Source organism: Mycobacterium kyogaense (genome assembly GCF_003254575.1).
Lineage (GTDB): Bacteria > Actinomycetota > Actinomycetes > Mycobacteriales > Mycobacteriaceae > Mycobacterium > Mycobacterium kyogaense.
Genome location: NZ_QJUA01000021.1, coordinates 32,381 through 53,491, shown reverse-complemented (window position 1 = coordinate 53,491; position 21,111 = coordinate 32,381). Strand labels below are relative to the sequence as shown.

General features: G+C 68.1%; 22 protein-coding genes. 4 read left to right on the top strand and 18 right to left on the bottom strand.

What is annotated here, in order from left to right:
- The 7 genes from DMB80_RS15675 to DMB80_RS15645 all read right to left on the bottom strand — a co-directional run bounded on the left by DMB80_RS15675 (position 1) and on the right by DMB80_RS15645 (position 7,055).
- Positions 1-327, bottom strand: a complete 327-nt coding sequence (locus DMB80_RS15675) for a hypothetical protein (RefSeq protein ID WP_111510696.1) — start codon at positions 325-327, stop codon at positions 1-3.
- Position 328: 1 nt separating this feature from the next.
- A complete protein-coding gene (locus tag DMB80_RS15670; RefSeq protein WP_111510722.1) occupies positions 329-1,765 on the bottom strand; it encodes an aminobutyraldehyde dehydrogenase in 1,437 nt (478 codons plus the stop codon).
- Between the two features lie 35 nt (positions 1,766-1,800).
- The gene (locus DMB80_RS15665; protein ID WP_111510695.1) at positions 1,801-2,373 is read right to left on the bottom strand and encodes a TetR/AcrR family transcriptional regulator; all 573 of its coding nucleotides are present in this window, start codon (positions 2,371-2,373) and stop codon (positions 1,801-1,803) included.
- 94 nt (positions 2,374-2,467) lie between these two features.
- The gene (locus DMB80_RS15660; protein WP_162938547.1) at positions 2,468-4,021 is read right to left on the bottom strand and encodes an APC family permease; all 1,554 of its coding nucleotides are present in this window, start codon (positions 4,019-4,021) and stop codon (positions 2,468-2,470) included.
- Between the two features lie 95 nt (positions 4,022-4,116).
- Positions 4,117-5,133, bottom strand: a complete 1,017-nt coding sequence (gene dmpG / locus DMB80_RS15655) for a 4-hydroxy-2-oxovalerate aldolase (protein WP_111510693.1) — start codon at positions 5,131-5,133, stop codon at positions 4,117-4,119.
- Positions 5,130-6,071, bottom strand: a complete 942-nt coding sequence (locus DMB80_RS15650; RefSeq protein WP_111510692.1) for an acetaldehyde dehydrogenase (acetylating) — start codon at positions 6,069-6,071, stop codon at positions 5,130-5,132. Before DMB80_RS15650 ends, dmpG begins: the two co-directional genes overlap by 4 nt.
- Before the next feature lie 21 nt (positions 6,072-6,092).
- Entirely contained in the window at positions 6,093-7,055 is a 963-nt protein-coding gene (locus DMB80_RS15645; protein WP_111510691.1) for a radical SAM protein, read from the bottom strand.
- 146 nt (positions 7,056-7,201) lie between these two features.
- On the opposite strand from DMB80_RS15645, the gene DMB80_RS15640 reads away from it, so the two are divergent.
- Together DMB80_RS15640 and DMB80_RS15635 are read left to right on the top strand one after the other, a co-directional pair.
- Entirely contained in the window at positions 7,202-7,975 is a 774-nt protein-coding gene (locus tag DMB80_RS15640; RefSeq protein ID WP_111510690.1) for an IclR family transcriptional regulator, read from the top strand.
- Positions 7,972-8,739, top strand: coding sequence for an SDR family NAD(P)-dependent oxidoreductase (locus DMB80_RS15635; protein ID WP_240431216.1), 768 nt, complete (start codon positions 7,972-7,974; stop codon positions 8,737-8,739). The genes DMB80_RS15640 and DMB80_RS15635 overlap by 4 nt, the downstream gene beginning before the upstream one ends.
- 40 nt (positions 8,740-8,779) lie before the next feature.
- On the opposite strand, the gene DMB80_RS15630 is transcribed toward DMB80_RS15635, so the two are convergent.
- The 11 genes from DMB80_RS15630 to sigI form a co-directional block, all read right to left on the bottom strand.
- On the bottom strand, positions 8,780-9,343 hold the full coding sequence (locus DMB80_RS15630; RefSeq protein WP_111510689.1) for an alpha/beta fold hydrolase: 564 nt from the start codon (positions 9,341-9,343) through the stop codon (positions 8,780-8,782).
- A gap of 62 nt (positions 9,344-9,405) precedes the next feature.
- A complete protein-coding gene (locus DMB80_RS15625; RefSeq protein ID WP_111510688.1) occupies positions 9,406-10,062 on the bottom strand; it encodes a hypothetical protein in 657 nt (218 codons plus the stop codon).
- 20 nt (positions 10,063-10,082) lie between these two features.
- Positions 10,083-10,940, bottom strand: coding sequence for a type I methionyl aminopeptidase (gene map / locus DMB80_RS15620; RefSeq protein WP_111510687.1), 858 nt, complete (start codon positions 10,938-10,940; stop codon positions 10,083-10,085).
- A 42-nt stretch (positions 10,941-10,982) separates the two neighbouring features.
- A complete protein-coding gene (locus tag DMB80_RS15615) occupies positions 10,983-11,561 on the bottom strand; it encodes a DUF1707 SHOCT-like domain-containing protein (protein WP_046364913.1) in 579 nt (192 codons plus the stop codon).
- A gap of 43 nt (positions 11,562-11,604) precedes the next feature.
- A complete protein-coding gene (locus DMB80_RS15610; RefSeq protein WP_111510686.1) occupies positions 11,605-13,440 on the bottom strand; it encodes a penicillin-binding transpeptidase domain-containing protein in 1,836 nt (611 codons plus the stop codon).
- Positions 13,441-13,570: 130 nt separating this feature from the next.
- Positions 13,571-14,248 (bottom strand): GNAT family N-acetyltransferase, encoded by a 678-nt coding sequence (locus DMB80_RS15605; RefSeq protein ID WP_111510685.1) that lies wholly within the window; start codon positions 14,246-14,248, stop codon positions 13,571-13,573.
- Positions 14,248-15,111, bottom strand: a complete 864-nt coding sequence (locus DMB80_RS15600; protein WP_046363476.1) for a GNAT family N-acetyltransferase — start codon at positions 15,109-15,111, stop codon at positions 14,248-14,250. The genes DMB80_RS15605 and DMB80_RS15600 overlap by 1 nt, the downstream gene beginning before the upstream one ends.
- A 50-nt stretch (positions 15,112-15,161) precedes the next feature.
- The gene (gene ispG, locus DMB80_RS15595; RefSeq protein ID WP_111510684.1) at positions 15,162-16,331 is read right to left on the bottom strand and encodes a flavodoxin-dependent (E)-4-hydroxy-3-methylbut-2-enyl-diphosphate synthase; all 1,170 of its coding nucleotides are present in this window, start codon (positions 16,329-16,331) and stop codon (positions 15,162-15,164) included.
- A gap of 10 nt (positions 16,332-16,341) precedes the next feature.
- A complete protein-coding gene (locus DMB80_RS15590; protein ID WP_111510683.1) occupies positions 16,342-17,586 on the bottom strand; it encodes a M50 family metallopeptidase in 1,245 nt (414 codons plus the stop codon).
- Positions 17,587-17,615: 29 nt separating this feature from the next.
- Positions 17,616-18,770 carry a 1-deoxy-D-xylulose-5-phosphate reductoisomerase gene (gene dxr / locus DMB80_RS15585; protein WP_205538704.1) on the bottom strand — a complete coding sequence of 385 codons (1,155 nt, stop codon included), beginning with the start codon at positions 18,768-18,770 and terminating at the stop codon, positions 17,616-17,618.
- Between the two features lie 4 nt (positions 18,771-18,774).
- Positions 18,775-19,650, bottom strand: coding sequence for an RNA polymerase sigma factor SigI (sigI, locus tag DMB80_RS15580; protein ID WP_111510681.1), 876 nt, complete (start codon positions 19,648-19,650; stop codon positions 18,775-18,777).
- 89 nt (positions 19,651-19,739) lie between these two features.
- Here sigI and DMB80_RS15575 point away from each other — a divergent pair, with 89 nt between their 5' ends.
- Both DMB80_RS15575 and DMB80_RS15570 read left to right on the top strand, forming a co-directional pair.
- On the top strand, positions 19,740-20,570 hold the full coding sequence (locus DMB80_RS15575; protein ID WP_111510680.1) for an NAD(P)H-binding protein: 831 nt from the start codon (positions 19,740-19,742) through the stop codon (positions 20,568-20,570).
- Between the two features lie 53 nt (positions 20,571-20,623).
- A complete protein-coding gene (locus DMB80_RS15570; RefSeq protein ID WP_240431215.1) occupies positions 20,624-21,028 on the top strand; it encodes a nitroreductase family deazaflavin-dependent oxidoreductase in 405 nt (134 codons plus the stop codon).
- The last annotated feature ends 83 nt before the right edge of the window (positions 21,029-21,111 follow it).

Below are 21,111 nucleotides of genomic sequence, written 5' to 3'. Positions count from 1 at the left end.
TCAGATCTCCTGGGGTAGTGCGGAAGGACGGGTGAGAATGGTGGTGACGCTGTCGGGGTCGACGAGCTCGCCGAACCGGGCCAACACGGGTTCGAATTCGGGCGCTTCGGCGAGAAGCTGTTGCCACCCCGGCCACGACGTCACTGTCATGACCTCGATGACGTCGGCCCCGCCGGGCCCGGGATCGTCGACGAAGAAGACGTCGAACGAGAGCACCACGTCGAAGGCGAGGCAGACCGGCCGGTCGAGTTCGGCGGAGAACCGTTCGAACTCGGCCAGCGCGACCCCGGGCCGCAGCCGGAACATGTTGATCGCGCTGACAACCATGTCAGGCACTCTCGCGATTGATCATCACGTGCTTGATCTCGGTGTACTCCTCGAGTGCGTAGACCGACATGTCCTTGCCGTTACCGGACTGCTTGAATCCGCCGTGCGGCATCTCCGGCGTCACCGGCAGGTGGTCGTTGACCCAGACGGTGCCGAACTGCAGCTCGCTCGATGCGGTCATGGCTCGGCCGATCTCCTGGGTGAACACCGAAGCGGCCAGGCCGTATTCGGTGTCGTTGGCCCAGGCCACGACGTCGTCGCTGTCGCCGAACCGGGTCACCGAGGTGACCGGACCGAACACCTCGGTGCGCACGATCTCGTCGCCCTGGCGCGCCCCGACGACCACGGTGGGCGCGGTGTAGAAGCCGGTGCCGGGGTTGTCGCCCTGGATCAACTCGGTGTGGCCGGTCTGCTTGGCGCGCTCGACGAAGCCCTCGACGCGGTCGCGGTGCTCCGCGGTGATCACCGGTCCCATCGCGGTGTTCTCGTCGGCGATGTCGCCGAGATCCATGGCCTTGACCGCTTTTTCGAGTCCGGAGACCAGTTCATCGTGTACCAAGTCGTGCACGTAGACCCGCGACGCCGCCATGCAGTCCTGTCCGGAGTTGCAGAACGCGCCCTCCATGATCTTGGACACCGTCAGCGGGATGTCGGCATCGGGGTACACCAGCACCGGCGCCTTGCCGCCCAGCTCGAGGTGCAGCCGCTTGAGGTTGGTGTCCGCCGAGGCGCGCATGAGTGCCCGCCCGGTGTCGACAGACCCGGTCAGTGACGACATCCGCACCAGCGGGTGGGCGACGAGCCGCGCGCCGACATCCTCGCCGTGACCGGTGACGACATTGAACACCCCGGCGGGGAACAGGTCGGCGGCCAGCTCGGCCAGGCGCAACACGGAGAAGGGTGTGTGCTCAGAAGGCTTGAGCACCAGGGTGTTTCCCGTCAGCAGCGCCGGCGAGATCTTCCAGATCGCCATCAGCAGCGGGTAGTTCCAGGGCGCGACCGAGCCGACGACGCCGAGGGGATCCCGCCGGATGATGCTGGTCTTGCCCGGCACGAACTCCCCCGCCGCGCGGCCTTCCATGGTGCGGGCGGCCCCGGCGAAGAATCGCAGGTGATCGGGGATCATCTCCATCTCTTCCAGCGCCAACCCGATCGGCTTGCCGACATTGCGCGATTCGATCTCGGCGAGTGTGCGGGCGTCTTCTTCGATGCGGTCGGCGAGCTTGAGGAAGGCTCGGGCACGTTCGCCTGCCGGCGTGCGGGCCCAGTTTCCGAACGCCGCGTGGGCGGCGGCCACTGCGCGGTCGACGTCGTCGACGGTCCCGTGGGCGATCTCGGCGAACGCCTCACCGGTGGCGGGTGCGGGCACCTGATCGACCGCGCCGCTCGACGACGGGGCCCAATCGCCGTCGATGAACATCTCGTTGTGAAAAGTCATGTCGTACTCCAATTCTCGGGAAGCGAACAAAGGATTCAGTTGTCAGCGGCGCCGGCATTGGCGGCCGTAATCAGCAGCGCGCGCACCGCGTCCTTGGCCATCGGCTGCGCCGCGATGGACATGTGCACCATCACGCCTTCGATGACCACGTCGAGCAGCCGCGCGGTGGCCCGGTCGAAGTGCTGTGACAGGGCGTCTTCTGCGCGCTCCATCCATCGCTGGGTGATGCGTTTGTTGTCGGACCGTCGCACCGCGTCGCCGTAGAGCTCGTAGGTGACCGCGAGTTCGTTCGGATTGGCGGCCAGGTCGTCGGTGACTGCGGAGACGATGCACTCGATCAGGTCGCCGCCCGCATCACAGGAGGCGAGTCGATCTTCGAAGCGCGTCGCGAGCTTCTCCACGTGCGCCTGAAAGGCCTGGTTGACGATGTCGTCGAGGGTGGCGAAGTGGTAGGTGATGGAGCCGAGCGGGACGTCGGCGGCCTCGCCGATGGCACGGTGGGTGATGCCGGCGACCCCGTCACGGGCCAGGACTGCCAACGCCGCCTCCACGATGCGTTCCTTTCTGTCGGGGTCGTGTCGGCGCGCGCGCCGGGTACCGGGAGCCATCTACTCGCCCTTCCGTAAAGAACAGCCGTACGTATCGATAAGGACAAACGTACCTATCAATGCCCAGCCGCGCGCGCCTTCTTCGAAGATCGATCTACATCGCCTCAGGGGCGGGTTCATCCAATTCACGTTCGTTGAGGGCTTTTCCGACGAGCTCGTATTTCTCCGGTGCGACGAACCGCAGGTAGGCGCCGTAGGCCATTCCGGCGAACAGCGCGACGAACACCAGCGAGACCATGACCGCCGCCACCGCGCCCTGCACACCCAGCAGGATGTCGAGGCTGTTCAACGTCAAGACGAAGAAGGCACTCAGACCGATGACCGCCAGGATCGGCGCGATCACGGTGTTCCACCGCCGCTTGTCGACATCGGACCTCCGGAAGAACACGAAGATCGCCACGCCGGCGACGAGCTGCGAGAAGATCACCCCGATGGTGCCGATACCCGTGGCCCAGGTGAACAGGGTGGCGAACGGGTCGAGGCCGGCGACGGCGAACGCGATGATGACGATGCCGACCATGACGCTCTGGACGATCGACGCGACCCACGGCGTCTGACGGCGCGGCAGCGTCCAACCCAGAGGTTTCCACACCAGGCCCTGGCGGCCCAGCGAGAACAGGTATCGCGAGACGTTGTTGTGGAAGGTCACGATCGCCGCGAACGTCGCGGTGACGATGAGGACCTGGAACAGCACCGAGATGTTGTGGCCGATGATGGTGTCGCTGGCCGCGAAGATGAAGTTGCCACCGGTGTCCGTGGCGATCGAGACCACCTTGTCCAGGCCCAGCGCATTCATGATGAGCCAGCCGGAGATCGCGTAGAGGGTGCCCATGAACGCGATCGACAGATAGGTGGCCCGGGGAATCGTGCGCGCGGGGTCGCGCGCCTCCTCGCCGTAGATGGCCGATCCCTCGAAGCCGATGAACGAGGCGTGGGCGAACATCAACGCCACCCCGAGCGCGCCGCCGAACACGACGCTGGGCGCGAACGGCTCCAAGGAGAACTGCGAGACCGGTTCGTTGCCGCCGAACAGGCTGAACACGCTCAGCACGGTGATCATCGTGACCTCGAGGGTCATGAACACGCCGAGCACCTTGGCGCCGGAGTGCACTCCTTGCACCCCCAGTCCGAGACACGCCAGCAGTGCCACGAACGCGTACACCCACCATGGGATCGTCACGCCGAGAAGAGGATTGAGCAGCTCGCTCGCGTAGTATCCGAAACCCCCGTACAGGCCGGCCTGGATGGCGTTGTAGGCGAAGATGGCCAGCGACGCCGAGCCCAGCCCGGTGATCCGGCCCAAACCCAGCGTGACGTAGGCATAGAACGCCCCGGCATTGGTGACGTGACGGCTCATCGCCACGTATCCGACAGCGAAGATCATGAGCACGACCGCCGCGATCACGAACGCACCGGGCATACCGACGCCGTTGCCTGCCCCGATGATGATCGGGTAGAGCGCGACGACGACAGTCAGCGGCGAGGCGGCGGCGATGATGTAGAAGAAGATGCTCGGAACCCCGAGGCTGTTCTTCTTCAGCCCGTGGTTGAGGCGTCGACTGCCCGCCGCAGGAGCGGCAGCCGAGGTGGCGGGCCGGCGGATGCCGAGACGCCGCGGGGGTGGCGAAAGCGTGGGGAGGTTTTCCATGGTGTTCCGTCTCTCGTGAGTCACGATGTCTGAAGAGGGCACGTCGTGTCCAGGCGCCGAACCGAGAACGGTCGAACGCTTCGGTAGATCACTGTTCACCCCCTCAGATCCAGTGCGAGGTCGATGAGCAGGTCTTCTTGACCGCCCACCATCGAACGGCGGCCGGCTTCGACGAGCAGGTCCCGCGTCTCGATGCCGACCTCGGCCGCGACGCGCTCGGCATGCAGGAGAAAACTCGAGTACACCCCGGCGAACCCGAGGGTGAGGGTTTCCCGGTCCACCCGCACGGGCCGCTTCTGCAGCGGTCGCACCAGGTCGTCGGCGGCGTCCATCAGCGCGAACAGGTCACAGCCGTGCGTCCACCCGTTGAGCTCTGCGACCGCCACGAACGCCTCGAGGGGGCAGTTCCCCGCACCGGCACCCAGGCCGGCCAGTGACGCGTCCACGCGGTGCACCCCTTCCTCCACCGCGACAACGGAATTGGCGACACCGAGCGCCAGGTTGTGATGAGCGTGCACCCCGATCGTCGTGGTCGGCGCGAGCACATCACGGTAAGCCCGAACGCGGTCACGCATCTCGGTCATGGTGAGTCGGCCACCGGAGTCGGTGACGTAGACGCACAGCGCTCCGGCCTCCTCCATGATCTTGGCCTGCGCCGCAAGATGATCAGGATCGGTCATGTGCGCCATCATCAAGAACCCCGCCACGTCGAGGCCCAGGCTGCGCGCGGTGGAGATGTGCTGGCGCGCGATGTCGGCTTCGGTGCAGTGGGTGGCGATCCGCACCGACGTGATGCCGACGTCGATGGCGGCACGCAGATCGTCGAGGGTGCCGATACCGGGGATCAGCAGCGTCGTGAGCCGAGCGGTACGAATGACGTCGGCGGCCGCCGCGATCCACTCCGCATCGCTGTGCGCTCCGGCGCCGTAGGTGAGGCTGCCGCCGGCCAGGCCGTCACCGTGCGCGATCTCGATGGCGGACACACCAGCCTGATCCAGCGCGCGGGCGATCGCCCGGGTGTCGGACAGGCTCAGCGAGTGTCCGACGGCGTGCATGCCGTCACGCAGCGTCACGTCCTGGACATAGACCTCGGTGGCGCCCCCGGTGCTCACAGCGCCGCCTGCGCGAGATGCCCGGCCGTGACTGCCCGTTCGCCCACCCGGACCGCGGCGGCGGTCATGATGTCGAGATTGCCTGCGTAGGAGGGCAGGTAATCGCCGGCTCCCTCGACCTCGAGGAACACGGTCACCTGCGCCAGGTCGGCGGCCACGGTGGTACCGATCAGCCGCCGACGCCGATCATCCTGCGGCACAGTCGAATACCGGACCTGCTGGCGCAGCCGGTAGCCGGGAACGTACTGAGCCACCGCGCCGACCATGTCGGCCACCGCAGCGGCGATCACCGCCTGGTCTCCCGCCGACACCAGGGCACTGACGGTGTCCCGCATGATCATCGGCGGTTCCGCCGGGTTGAGAATGATGATCGCCTTTCCGCGTGCCGCGCCACCGACAGTCTCTATCGCCCGCGCGGTGGTCTGCGTGAACTCGTCGATGTTGGCGCGAGTGCCCGGGCCCGCCGACCGCGACGAGATCGAGGCCACGATCTCTGCGTAGTGCACCCTGGTCACCGACGACAGCGCGGCGACGATCGGAACGGTCGCCTGCCCACCACAGGTCACCATGTTGAGGTTGCGCTGCCCGGTCAGCTCAGCCATGTTGACCGCGGGTACCACGAAGGGGCCGATGGCCGCCGGGGTGAGGTCCACCATCAGGCGACCCGTGCCGCGCAGCGCAGCATCGTTGTGGCGGTGGGCCGCTGCACTGGTTGCGTCGAAGACGACGGCGACGTCGTCGAAGGCGGGCATGGCCAGTAGGCCGGTCACCCCATCTGCCGTGACCGCCACACCGAGGTCGGCCGCGCGAGCGAGCCCGTCACTGTCCGGGTCGATGCCGACCATCGCGGTGATGTCCAGCACGGCCGATCTCCGCAACTTGAGCATCAGATCGGTTCCGATGTTGCCGGAGCCGATCACGGCGGCGTGGTATCTCATGGTGACTGGTCGCCGTCGATGTCAGTTGGCGAGTGCGGGGCTGGCGGCACGGGGCCGCGGGGACACGACCACGTCGGGGCTGCTCGAGCGGGCGAGCTCGTTGAGAATCGCGGCGTGGCGCACCTTGTGGCGGATGAGCTCCTCATGGAACTCCGGCCGCACCCAGCCGTTGTACATGACGGCTTCGGATTCGCCCGGCTCGATCTTGAAGTAGACCGGACCCGCGACGCGGGCGATGTCACCGGCTTCCCACAGCCGATTCATCCCGCCGAACGATTCGAACGTCTCGGCCCACACGTCCAGCGGCACATCGACCGCGCGGCGGATGGCGGCGAGCATCGGGCGGCTCAGGTCTCCCACCGGATTCACGCTGTCTGCACCGAGATCGGCGAGAATCCGGATCGAGGCGGGGTTGGCGTGTCCTGCGTAGACCGAGATCTTGAACTTGGCATCCGCCGGGATGTGCCCGGCGTCGCGCGCCTTGTTGAGGATGTCGAGGACTCCTTCGTCCCACACCAGGACGCCGCGGATGCCGGTGGAGAAGATCCGCAGGTAGTCGTCGAGCAAGTAGCGCACGTTGTCCAGACCGCGGACGCGGCGGCCACCGGCCGTCCCTTCGGTGCTCAGCGCCTGGCGGCCGAGATCCCACCCGGTACGCGGCCCGGGAACGGCGATCAGTTCGATGTGGTTCTCGGCGGCCAACGCCGCCACATCGCTGAGTTCGCTGGTGTTGAGCAGCGTGGTGCCGCCGCCGAAGGCGATCACGCGGTGAATGAAGACGTCCTGCTTCGCGGCCTCGTCCAGCATCACCTCTAGCGTCGAAAGACGTTCCACGCCAGAGATTTCGAGGCGGTACTGCCCACCGTCGTCGAACGACTTGGTCGACGTGGCAAGCGAGTAGTCATCGGCCGACAGAAGGCCTTGGGACGCCAGGATGGCGGCCCCGTCGACCCTCGATGAGCGGATGTCGGCTGCGGTGGGCATTGCGTCTCCTTCAGGATCAGTGATTGCGCAATTTTCACTCAGTGAAGTACTTATGCGCTGAATGAAATCTAACGCAGGCCAACCGCTCCGTCAACAGGACGCGCCACCAGGCTGGTCCAGCACTGTGTGCTGGTAACCTTCACTGGGTGAAAACCGAAGAACGTCCGGAGAAGAGCTCGACCCTGATCGGCGTCGAGCGCACCGCCCGGGTGCTCAGCGCGGTCGCCGACGCGAATGTCGGTAATCTGACCGAGATTTCGCGTCGAACCGAGCTCAACGAGGCCACGGTGTTGCGGTATCTGAACAGCCTCGCGGCGCTGGGCTACATCGAGCGTTTCAACGCGACCCAGTACCGGCTCGGCTGGGAGGTGTTCCGACTCGGCCAGCGCGCGTTCTCCGGCCAGGTGCCCTCCGAAGCGGTCCTGCCGACCATGGAGCGGTTGATGCACGAGTTCAACGAGACCGTGAACTTCGCGGCGCACAAAGAGCGCAGCGTGGTCATCCTCGAGGTCGTCGAGGGTCGCCGCGCGGTCAAGAAGGTCAGCGATGTCGGGCAGTCCGATCCCTGGCACGCCTCCGCGCTGGGAAAAGCGCTTCTGGCCACCATGCCCGACAGTGTCTGGCGCGACATCGTCGCCTCCGCAGGCCTTCCGGAGCTCACGCCCCACACCATCACGACCATGAAGAAGATGGACGCGGAGATCAAGGAGATCCGCACGCTGGGCTTCGCGGTCGACCGGGAGGAGGCCGCCGAGGAACTGACGTGCGTGGCCGCGGCGATCCCGACCTCCGACGGCGGCGCGTCCCGCTATGCGCTCAGCATCAGCTTCCTGACGCATCGGTTGACCCCTGAGAGCCTCGAGCATGCCGGCGCCCAGGTGATCGCGGGGGCGCAGGAGATCGCCAAGAAGCTTCCGTGACGGCCGTGCAGGCGCCGGGCCGCTTCGACGGCAGCGCCGCGGTGGTCACCGGAGCGACGTCGGGCATCGGCCTGGCGATCGCGCACCGACTGCATGCCGAGGGCGCGCGGGTCCTGGCCACCGGTCGCGACCCCGGGCGCGGGCGCGACCTCGTCGAATCCCTGGGCGCGAGAACAGTATTCGTTGCCGCTGATCTCACCGATCCTGGTACCGCCGACCGGCTCGTCGGGGCGTGTCTCGAGTCTTTCGGCGCGCTGGACGTGCTCGTCAACAACGCGGGCCTCGACCACACCGGCGACTTCGCGACCAGCTCCATGGACTCTGTCCGGCAGGTGTTCGAGATCAACACCTTCTCGACCGTCGCGATGATGCAGAGCGCGGCACGCGTCATGCGCGCCGGCGGGGCGATGGTCAACGTGACCTCGCGGCTGGCCACGGTGGGCGTGCCGACGATGGGCATCTATGCGGCGTCCAAGGGTGCGATTCACGCACTGACGCGCTCGGTGGCGATCGAACTCGCACCGCGCGGAATTCGCGTCAACGATGTCGCGCCAGGGATGACGCGCACTCCCCTCTACGACGAATGGCTCGCCCGCATTCCAGGCGGCGAGAGCACCGAGGCCGAGGTGTTGGCCGATATCCCGTTGCGACGCTTGGCAACTCCGGAGGATGTGGCGGCAGCCGTGGCCTACCTCGCCTCGGACGACGCCAAATACGTGACAGGGACCACGATCGCCGTGGACGGGGGCTACACCGCGCGGTGACCCGCACCGACCAGGACAGCCGGTGGGTAGGCACCGCGCGTCACCAGGTGCTGGTGCGCATCACGATCTCAGCCGCGAGCTGGGCCGTCGAGTCGGCGGCCTGGCGGCGGCCCAGCAGGTCGACGATCCGGTACTCGCCGTAGACGAACCGCTGGCTCGCCTTCGCCACCGCGCGCGCCGCAGGGGTGCTCACCAACGCGGTGGTGTTGAGTTCGACCGGCGGGCAGGAATCGTCACGCACTGCGCCCGCCAGATCGGGCACCCGCGGGTGCCCACGATCGATGACGACCAGCCCGATGAAACGATCCAGCCGCGTCGCCGCCAACTCCCAGGCCAGCTCACCGCCGAGGCGGTCCCCCACCAGCAGGGCCCAGCGCACGTCGAGTTTGTCGAGGATGTCGATCACCGACTTCGCGGTGAGCCGCGGATCGGGCCCGATGACCACCGTGCGCAGCGACGCGGTGTGCAGGCGCTGGCAGACGGCTTCGTAGGCGGCGGGCGCCTTCTGGGCGGCTCCGAGCAACACCACGACCGAACCGTTCTCGGGACCGGCGACCTCGACGGGCACCCCGACGCCGTCGACGGTGATCATGGGAGCGGGCATTGCGCCACGCTACCGTCCACAGCCGATTCGGCGGGCCGATTTGCCTGCGGTTGACGCATGCGTCATGCCGCCGCCGCGCGTTCCGCCTGGCGCGCGATCGTGTCCAGGAAGGTCTGCGGCAGCGTGCCCGCCACCGGGATCGACGGATCGCGGGTCGGGAATGCGATGCCGAAAACCGCTGTGGCACCGATGTTCTCGAAGGAGAAGTAGACCGTGCTGTCGGCGCCGGAGAGATGCATCGTCTGCTCGTAGACCAGCGCGTCGGCACGGTCGGTCTGCAGCCGGGTGGTGGTCATCGGAATACCGGGATCGCTGGGAGCGAAGAACGTCTCGAACGTGGCGCAGCGCTCGGCGGTGGCGGCCAGCCGGCCCAGATCCAGCCGCCACGTCAGCACCGTGATGACCATGCGCGCTCCGTTGTAGGCCGCCACGTATTCGGCGGCGCTCCCGGGTCCACGCTGGGCGGTGGCGGCGATGTCTTTGGTCAGACCATCGGTGCACCCCTCCGGCTTGGACAACATCGGTGGCGGACCGCCTGCGCCGTCCGCGGTGCCCGGCTCCTTCTCGACCCGCTCGTAGTGCACGCCGGGCGGGAAGTCAGCCGCCGTGAGCAGAGCCCGGTCCAGCCGCGCGCCCGGCCACGTCGCCGTTCCGGACACCGTCGGCGCACACCCACCGACCAGCACCGCGACGATCGCGAGGGCGGCGCTCCTGATCATGGCAACAGGCTACCGACGCCTCAGAGTTGCGTGAGGATCTCTGCGCCGGACTCGGTGACCACCAGGGTGTGCTCGAACTGCGCGGTCCACTTCTTGTCCGTGGTCGCCACGGTCCAGTCGTCGTCCCAGATCTCGTAGTCCAGGCTGCCCAGGTTGATCATCGGTTCGATGGTGAACGTCATACCTGGCTCGATCACGGTCTGCACCGACGGTTGGTCGTAATGCAGCACCACGAGGCCGTTGTGGAAGGTGGTGCCGATGCCGTGCCCGGTGAAATCTCGAACGACGTTGTAGCCGAACCGATTTGCGTAGGCCTCGATGACCCGCCCGACCACCGACAGGGCGCGACCGGGTTTGACGGCCTTGATCGCGCGCATGGTCGCCTCGTGCGTGCGCTCGACCAGCAGGCGGTGCTCCTCGGAGACGTCACCGGCCAGGAACGTCGCATTCGTGTCGCCGTGCACCCCGTCGATGTAGGCGGTCACGTCGATGTTGACGATGTCGCCGTCCTCGATCACCGTCGAATCCGGGATGCCGTGGCAGATGACCTCGTTGAGCGACGTGCAGCACGACTTCGGATAGCCCTTGTAACCCAGCGTCGAGGGATAGGCGCCGTGGTCGATCATGTACTCGTGGGCGACCCGGTCCAGCTGATCGGTGGTCACCCCCGGCGCGACGGCCTCACCGGCGGCCGCCAGCGCACCGGCGGCGATCCGGCCGGCCACCCGCATCTTCTCGATCACCTCGGGCGTCTGCACCCACGGTTCGGTGCCCTCTTTCGCCGTCGGCTTCCACACGTACTCGGGACGGGGCACAGAGGCGGGCACCGGAAGTGTCGGCGACACGGTACCGGGACGCAGGGCGGTCCGAACAGACATGCATCAATGCTAGACGCCGGGAGATCCCCGCACGTCTGCTGATCAGTGGCCGCGCCGGGGCAGGCCGACCCGCCAGGACTTCTGCGGCCCGCGGATGTCGACCGAACCGCACACCACCTTGCCGGTCAGCACCACATGCGGATTGCCCTCCGCGGGAGCTTCTTTGCGGTGGTCGGTGGCGCTGCCGACGTTGACCTCCACGTCGTCGATGGAGGCGCTGGCGCCATCGGGCAGTCGCAGATCGAGACCGCCGAACTTCATGTCGAGCTCGATGATGACGATCGGTCCGGCGAACCGCGCTCTGGTGAGGTCGAGCTCCACCGAGCCCATCCGCCGGTACAGCGCCAGCCGGGTCGGCACGACCCACTCGCCCTGCCGCCTCAGCGAGCCGAACACCCCGCGCAGCTCCACGCGGTCGGCAGCCGAGGCCACGATCGCCCCCGGGCCGGGCAGATCACCGACGAGGGCGTCGAGGTCGGACGGCAACCGGGCCCGCGACACCATCGCCGAGCGCTCTTCGAACTCGTCGATGTCGAGCAGGCCGAGCGCGACAGCGTTGTGCAGTCGGCGCAGGGTGCCGTTGCGGTCGGCGTCGGAGATCCGCATCTCGATATCGGTCATGACGGATCCACCGTACCGCCGGGCCACGTCTGCGGCGCTGCCGTCAGGCCTGGTAGTCGGGCGGCAACGAGTCGAGCATGCCCTTGAGCATGCGCACCGCGTACTCCGAACTCCCACCGCCGACGATCAGCGCCGAGAACGCCATGTCGCCCCGATAGCCGGTGAACCAGGAGTGCGAGCCGCCCGCGAACTCGGCCTCGCCGGTCTTGCCGCGGACGTCGCCCGCGCCCTGCAGGTCCTTCGCGGTGCCGTTGGTGACGACGAGCCGCATCATCGGCCGCAGGTTGTCGACAACGCCCGCGGGGATCTGCTGGCGGTCGCCGCTGATCTCGGTCTCGCGGCCGGCGATCAGCCGCGGCACCGGCGTGTGCCCGGCCGCCACTGTCGCGGCCGCCAGCGCCATGCCGAACGGGCTGACCAGCACCTTGCCCTGGCCGAAGCCGTCCTCGGTGCGCTCGGTGAGATTGACCGTGGGGGGCACGGAGCCGCTGACGGTGGACAGCCCGGCGATCTTGTAATCCGGGCCGATGCCGTACTGCGAGGCGGCCTGGGTGAGCCCGCGCGGCGGCATACGGCTGGCCAGTTCGGCGAACGTGGTGTTGCAGGAGCTCGCGAACGCCCGCGACATCGGGACGGTGCCCAGGTCGAAGCCGCCGTAGTTGGGGACGGTGCGGTGCCCGATGTCGAGGTGACCGGGGCACCCGAGCAGCGTGTTGGGGGTGGCCATGTCCCGCTCGATCGCCGCGCCCGCGGTGACGATCTTGAACGTCGACCCCGGCGGGTAGAGACCCATCGTCGCGAGCGGGCCCTCGCGGTCGGCGGCGCCGTTCTGGGCGACGGCGAGGATCTCGCCCGTCGACGGCTTGATGACCACGATCATGGCCTGCTTGCCGGTGAAGTCCACCGCGTTCTGCGCCGCGTTCTGCACGGCCCGGTCCAGGCTGATGTTGATCGACGGAGCGGGTGTACCCGGCACCTCGTTGAGGACGTCGACGTCCACGCCGTTCTGGTTGACCGTGACCACTCGCCAGCCCGGCGCTCCGTCGAGTTCGTCGGAGACCGTCTTCTTCACTTCGTCGATCAGGGCGGGCGCGAAATGGTCGTCGGTGGGCACCATCTCGGGCTGCGGAGTGATCACGACTCCGGGCAGGGCCCCGATCGCCCCGGCGACGGCGTCGCGGTCCGCCTGACGCAGCGTCACCAGGTTCAGTGGTCCGGCCGTCGAGCTGGCCTGCTCGGCGAGCCGCTGGGGATCGAGGGTGTTGTCGAAAGGACGCAGCGCGTCGGCGACCGCACGCGCCGTCGGCATCAGCTGCTCGCCCGCCGCCTTGGCGTCGAGAGCGAACCCGTAGCGGTAGCCCGGGACCAGCACCGTGGTGCCGCTGCGTTCGTTGACCGAGGCCCGCGGCGGCGCGTCCGCGCGCAGGGCCAGCGTCTGGTTCTCGCCGAGGCGCGGATGCAGCCCGGTGGCGGTCCACCGCACCTGCCAGCGGCCCTCTTCACGGATCATGTTGAGCTGGCCGTCGTAGGTCCAGCTCCGGTCCTTGGGCAGGTGCCAGGTGTAGCGGTAGGCGATGCTGCCGGTGTCCTCGGCGTATTTGGCGCTGAGGATCTGCGCGTCGAGGGCTTTGGCCTGCAGGCCCGCCCACGCCTCGTTAAGCGCCTCGCGGGCCGCGTCGGGCCGGTCGGCCAGCGCGGCAGCGGCGCTGGTGTCGCCGGTGGCGAGCGCGGCGAAGAACGCTTCTGCGGTGGGTTCGGGTCCGTCGGGCCGCGGGGTGCACGCACCGAGCGTCAGAACCAGGACGACGACGCCGACGACGGCCGTCAGTCGTGCGAGCCGGGAGCCAGCCCGTGATGCGGAAGAGACTCTTGTGACCATTGGGACTGATGTTATGAAGTAACGATCCGATATCGCCGCAGGCGCACCGCGTCACAACCGCCCAAACCGACGTGTGGGCGCAAAAGCGCGAGAGAAATCGACCATTTCGTCCGTCTCGACGAGGGCGAGGTCAGGCGCCGGCGGCCGGGGCCCGCACCACGAGGGGCGCGGCCGGGAAGTAGGCCGCCATCTCCGAGCGCGACGTCCGCAGCGCCGCGGTGCCGTACCCCTGCTTGCGGTGGTCGGGATGAATCCAGATCCGCACGTCGACCTCGCCGCCGGACAACTCGCCGAACACCATGCCGACCTTGACGGTGCCCGATCTGGTACTGCCGACCTCGGCGACCAGCCACGCCGCCTCCTCGGCCGCGACCCTGCGCACCGCGTCGCGGATCTCGTCGGCCAGATCGCGCGGAGGCGCGTCGGTGCCGTCCCCGGCTGCGCGGACGTCGTCGGTCCTGGCGGCGAAGATGTCCTGATCGAGATCCGCGCAGAACGGCCGCAGCCGCAGCCGGCGCGCCGAGCCCGGCGTCTGCTCGGCCGGTGCACGCACCGACTGCTGACTGGTCAGACTGTCCAACTCCGCGGCGATGCGGCGCCGCGACACCCGGGTCAGCCGATCGAACGACAACCGCAGCACCGCCTCGGCCGCCTCGGCGGTGGTGTCGAGCAGATCGGACAGCGCTTCGATCGCGGCGTCGTAGTCCTCGGAGGCCACCACCGCGTCGAGCACGTCGTGGCGGCGCTCCAACGCGCGCACCATTGCGTCAGCGACGATCGTGCGCCGCGCCGTGTCCTGATCGGCCATCAGTCCAGCAACACCGTGGCGAAGGAGGCGACCTCGGTGAAGCCGATGCGCGCGTAGGTGGCGCGCGCGACCGTGTTGAAGCTGTTCACGTACAGGCTGGCGATACGCCCGCTCGCCACGACGGCGGCAGCGACGGTCGCCGTACCCCCGGTGCCGATGCCGCGGCCGCGCAGGTCCGGGTGCACCCACACGCCCTGTATCTGGCCGACGGCCGGTGACTGAGAACCCACCTCGGCTTTGTACACCACCTGTCCGCGGTCGAAGCGGGCCCACGCCCGCCCGGCGGCGATCAGTCCGGCGACCCGGCGGCGATACCCGCGGCCGCCGTCACCGATGCGCGGATCGATGCCGACCTCGCCGATGAACATGTCGATCGCGGCGACCAGGTACGCGTCGAGCTCGTCCATCCGCACCTGCCGGACGGCCGGATCCACCGCGCACGAGGGTGCGGTGCCCAGCGCCATCAACGGCTGGTGAGCGCGAACGTCACGGGCCGGACCCCAGACCGGCTCGAGCCGCTGCCACATCGGCAGCACCAGCTCTGCGCGCCCGACCAGTGACGAGCACCGCCGTGAGGTGCTCATCGCCTTGTCCGCGAACGCATTCAGATCACCCGCAGCTCCGCGCAGCGGGATCAGGTTGGCTCCGGCGTAGCAGAGGGATTCGCTGGCCCGCCGGCGCGTCCACAGCTCGCCACCGATGGCCGACGGTTCGATGCCGTGCTCGGCGACCCGCGACGCCACCATGCAGGAGGCGACCGGATCGTCGTCGAGGACCTGTCTAACGGCGGTCATGTCACGGATGTCGCGCACCACCGACACCCTTCGCTCGTCAACGAGGCGAAAAAGCGGAGGAGCCGACATCTGGACTCTTTCTGCGACGACCCTTGTGCAGCCCTAACAGGACCGTGCGCTCAGCTTACGGTCACAATCGGCGAACCGCTGGCATCCTCGGATCCTTGGGCCGTGTCCCCCATCTCCGACGCCAACCGCATGGCTTCCTCGATCAGTGTCTCGACGATCTGCGCCTCGGGCACGGTCTTGATCACCTCACCCTTGACGAAGATCTGGCCCTTGCCGTTGCCGGATGCCACACCCAGGTCGGCCTCGCGCGCCTCGCCCGGCCCGTTGACCACACACCCCATCACCGCGACCCGCAGCGGCACATCCATGCCCTCCAGGCCCGCGGTCACCTCGTTCGCCAGCGTGTAGACGTCGACCTGTGCGCGCCCGCACGACGGGCACGACACGATCTCCAGACCGCGGGGCCGCAGGTTCAACGACTCCAGGATCTGCGTGCCGACCTTGACCTCTTCGGCCGGCGGCGCGGACAGGGACACCCGGATGGTGTCGCCGATGCCGCGCGACAGCAGTGCGCCGAAAGCCACGGCCGACTTGATCGTGCCCTGGAAGGCGGGGCCCGCCTCGGTGACGCCGAGGTGCAGCGGATAGTCGCACTGGGCGGCCAGCTGCTCGTACGCCTCCACCATGATCACCGGATCGTTGTGCTTGACGCTGATCTTGATGTCGCCGAAGCCGTGCTCCTCGAACAGCGAGGCTTCCCATAGCGCGGATTCGACCAGCGCCTCCGGGGTGGCCTTGCCGTACTTCTCCAGCATCCGCTTGTCCAGCGAACCCGCGTTGACGCCGATCCGGATCGGGATGCCGGCGGCGCCGGCCGCCTTGGCGACCTCCTTGACCCGGCCGTCGAACTCCTTGATGTTGCCGGGGTTCACCCGGACCGCGGCGCATCCGGCGTCGATCGCGGCGAAGATGTACTTCGGCTGGAAGTGGATGTCCGCGATCACCGGGATGTTGGCCTTCTTGGCGATGATCGGCAGCGCGTCGGCGTCCTCCTGACGGGGACAGGCGACGCGGACGATGTCGCATCCGGACGCGGTCAGCTCAGCGATCTGCTGAAGCGTGGCGTTGATGTCGTGGGTCTTGGTGGTGCACATCGACTGCACCGAGATCGGCGAGTCGCTGCCCACGCCGACGTCGCCGACCTTGAGCTGACGGGTCGTGCGGCGCGGAGCCAGAACCGGCGCCGGCGCGGCCGGCATTCCCAAACCGATAGAGGTCATCAGAGCTTTCCTATTGGAACAACCTGATCGGGTTGACCAGGTCGGCGGTCACGGTCAGCAGCATGTAGCCGACCACCAACACCAGCACCACGTAGGTGGCCGGCATCAGCTTGAGGTAGTTCACCGGCGCGGCGGCCACTTTGCCGCGCGCCGTCCGGAACAGATTGCGCATCTTCTCGTACAGCGCGATAGCGATGTGGCCGCCGTCGAACGGCAGCAGCGGCACCAGGTTCACCGCGCCGAGCACGAAGTTCAGCTGAGCGAGGAAGAACCAGAACGCCACCCATAGCCCGGCCTCGACGGTGTCACCGCCGATGATGCTGGCGCCCACCACACTGATCGGGGTCTCCGGGTCACGTTCGCCGCCGCCGATCGACTGGACCAGTGCCCCGACCTTGGTCGGGATCTTGGCCAGTGACTTGCCCAGTTCGACGGCCAGATCGCCGGTGAAGGCGAAGGTCGCCGGGACCGCGGAGAGCGGGTTGTACTGGGTGGGACCGAAACTGGCTGCGGCCACGCCGATCGTGCCGACCTGCGTGGGTGTCGGCTCGGCCCCGTCCTGTGCACCGCCCTTGATGTAGCGCTGGCTTGGGGTGACGTTGACCGTCGTGACGAACTCGCGGGTCTGCCCGTTCTCGTCACGCTGGATGGTGAGCTCGGTCGGACCGTTGAGTTTGCGTACGGCAGTGGACATCTCGTCGAAGTTGGCCACCGGGGTGCCCCCGACTGCGACGATGACGTCTCCGGCCTGGATGCCTGCGGCCGCGGCGGGGCTGGCCGCCACGCACTCCCCCAGGTTGCCTTGCGTCACTTCGTCTTTGACGCACGACGTCTGCCCCACCATCGCGTTGGTGGGCTGGTGCAGGTTTGGCAGTCCCCAGATGACGGCGATCGCGTAGATGAGCACCAAGCCGATCACGAAGTTCATCCCCGGGCCGGCCGCGAGTACCGCGACTCGCTTCCACGTCTTCTGCCGGTACATCGCGTACGGGCGGTCCTCGGGGTCAAGCTCCTCGACCGAAGTCATGCCTGCGATGTCGCAGAAGCCCCCCAGCGGGACGGCCTTGACGCCGTACTCGGTCGAGCCGAGCCGGTTGGGTCGTCGGGTGGACCACAGCGTCGGGCCGAAGCCGACGAAGTACCGGCGCACCTTCATGCCCGTGGCACGTGCGACCCACATGTGTCCGCATTCGTGCAGAGCCACCGAGAGCAGGATGGCCAGTGCGAAGAGCACGATGCCGACCGCGAACATCATCGTCTGAACATCCCTGTCTGCGCCTACTCCTAGCTGGTACCTGCGAAATCGTGCTCGATGGCGCGACGGGCGCGCATCCGCGCCCAGTCCTGCGCGTCGAGCACATCGTCCACGGTAGCTGGTTCGGCGGCCCACTGGTCGGCAGCGCGCAGCACGTGATCGATGGTGCGCACGATCGAGGGGAAGCTGATCGTGCCGTCGAGGAACGCCGCAGCCGACTCTTCGTTGGCGGCGTTGTAGACCGCGGTCAGACAGCCGCCCCGCCGGCCGGCCTCACGGGCCAGGGCCACCGCGGGGAACACCTCGTCATCGAGCGGCTCGAACTCCCAGGTCGACGCCGTGGTGAAGTCGCAGGCAGCGGCGGCGCCGGCCACCCGGGACGGCCAGCCCAGCGCCAGGGCGATCGGCAGCTTCATGTCCGGCGGGCTGGCCTGGGCCAGCGTCGAGCCGTCGGTGAACGTGACCATCGAGTGCACGATCGACTGCGGGTGGACGACCACCTGGATGCGGTCGTAGGCGACGCCGAACAGCAGGTGGGTCTCGATGAGCTCGAGGCCCTTGTTCACCAGCGATGCCGAGTTCAGCGTGTTCATCGGACCCATCGACCAGGTCGGGTGTGCCCCCGCCTGCTCCGGGGTGACCGCCTCGAGCTGATCGGCGGACCAGCCGCGGAACGGGCCGCCCGATGCCGTGAGCACCAGCGCCGCCACTTCGTCGGGGGTGCCCCCGCGCAGGCACTGCGCCAGCGCCGAATGCTCGGAGTCGACGGGCACGATCTGCCCGGGAGCGGCGGCCTTGACGACGAGCGGCCCTCCGGCGACCAGTGATTCCTTGTTGGCCAGCGCCAATCGGGCGCCGGTGTCCAGGGCCGCCAACGTCGGCTGCAATCCCAGGGCGCCGACGAGCGCGTTGAGCACGACGTCGGCCTCGGTCTCGCGCACCAGGCGGGTCACCGCGTCCGGCCCGCTGTGGGTGACATCACCGAGCTTCTCGGCCGCAGCGGGGTCGGCGACGGCGATGTTGGTGACGCCCGTGCGCGCCCGCTGCTCGGCGAGCAGGTCGACGTTGCCGCCGCCGGCAGCCAGCCCGACGACCTCGAACTGATCGGGGTTGGCGGCGATCACGTCGAGGGCCTGGGTGCCGATCGATCCGGTGCTGCCGAGGATCAGAACGCGTCGCGTCACGGGTTCATTGTGCCGTGCCGGTGGGTGGATCAGGAAAAGCCGCGATTGCGTCGACGCTCGCCTCGACCGTGCAGATCAGGCCGGCGCGTACGGTGAGGTGAATCACCGCGAACACTCGGCGACGCCGTGACGCAATGACGACACGGGGGCTCGCGGTGGCGGCGACGAGCGTCGTATCGGGACCTAGATAGCGCAACAGATTGACCGACACCTGGTCGGGGCCGTGGTTGATCTGGGGCGGCGGCGCTTGGGGACCGATGATCCTGCCGACACCCCACACCGACGGGTCGAGCAGCGCGGACAGGGCGGCGAGGTCGCCGTGCGCGCAGGCATCCATGAACGTCTGGGTCAGCTTCCGATGCGCAGACTGGTCAATCTGGGCGAGTCGAGACGGGGCGCCGGCGAACTTCAGCCGGGCCCTTCGCGCGAGTTGACGGCAGGTACCTGCGGGCCGGCCCACTGTCTCGGCGATCTGGTCGAAGGGCGTGCCGAACACGTCGTGCAGGACGAACACCACCCGCTCGCCGGGAGTCAGGCGGCTGAGCACCTCCCACAGGGCTCCGCTGACCTCGTCGTCGAGAGTGACCCGGTCGGCGGGATCCGACTCACCGGAGAGGCGGTCGTCGAACCCGTCGGTGGCCACCTCCTCACGACGCACCCGCGCGGACCGCAGCACATCGAGGCAGAGTCGGCCGGCGACCACGGTCAGCCAACCGCGCGCGTCCTCGACGTCGCGCGTACGCGACAACCGCGCAAAGGACTCCTGCACGACGTCCTCGGCGTCCCCAAGGTCGCCGAGCATCTGGTAGCAGACATTGACGAGGTAGGCACGATGCGCGCGCCACTGCGTGGTGAAGTCGGCCGTGAAGTCGTCGGTCATAGCTCTAGGACGGTGCGCCCGCCCGGATTGTTACCCACCTTCCCGGCCGCACGCCGTCACATTCTCGGGTCCTGCCCCGTCGTGAAGACATGACAACCATTCTCGTCACAGGCGCCACCGGCAACGTCGGTCGGCCTCTCGTCGATCTGCTCTCCACCCATGACGTTCGGGTCCGTGCGGTCACCCGCAACCCGACCCCGCCGTTCCCTCCCGGGGTCGAGGCGGTGAGGGACGTGTACGCCGGCATCGCCGGGGCCGACGCAGTGTTCCTCAACTCCCGCGCGCTGGGCCCCCAGCTGGACGAGGTGGTGTCCGCTGCGCGAGCCGCCGACGTACGCCGGCTGGTAGCACTGTCGGCGATCAACGTCGACGACGACGACACGCGCCAGCCGTCTCGATTTCGCGGTGACCGCAACCGCGAGGCGGAACAAGCGGCTGTCGACTCTGGACTGGAGTGGGTGAGCCTGCGGCCGAGCGTCTTCGTCACGAATTTCCTCGCGATGTGGACACCTCAGCTGGAATCCGGTGTCGTCGCCGGACCGTTCGCGGACGCGTCGCTGGCGCCGATCGTCGAGACCGACATCGCCGCCGTCGCCGTGCGCGCGCTGCTGAACGACGACCTGGTGGGTCACAAGATCCTCTTGACCGGTCCGCAGGCGCTCACGAACACCGAGATGGTGTCGGTCATCGCCGACGTCACGGGACGACGAGTGCAGTACCGCGAGATCGAGGCATCCGCGGTCCGACAACGGTTCGTCGACCGGGGATTCGCCGTCGAGTTCGCCGACGCCTACCTTGCGATGCTGGCCGACGCGGTCGGCACGACGGCGACTGTCACTGACGAGGTGCAGCGCATCACCGGCTGCGCCGCGACGACGTTCGCCGCAGCCGTACGCGCCGCAGGGTTGGGGTCCCGGTGAGTGCCGATCCTCGACCGCCCCGCTGGCTCAAGCCGATGAACCGAGTACTCATTATGGCTGTACGGGTGGGCCTGCGCCCTGGCCCCGCCATGGTGCTCACCATCCCCGGACGACGCACCGGTCGGCCCCGCAGCACACCGATGACACCGTTCCGTCATGACGGCCACCTCTGCGTCGTCGCCGACTACCCCAGCAGTGACTGGGCAGCGAACGCGAGAGCGGCGGGAACCGGCACGCTTCGCCACGGCCGCCGCTCGAGACAGGTGCGCATCGTGGAACTCGACGCCGAGCAGTCGAGGCCGGTGTTGCGAGCCTTCGCTATGAAAGTTCCTGTCGGAGTGGCATTCTCGCGACGATCTGGCCTGGTCGACGTGGGCTCGCCCGAGGAGTTCGCCGCTCTCGCCGGTCGGCTCGCGGTGTTTCGGTTCGACCCCGACGGTCCCGATTCTGTGAACTGACTGTCTGTGACGCAAGTGTGACGGGAGGCGCCCCGACCGATCCGAAAAGCGAACAGCGGTGAATAACCCCCGTCAGTCAAGGA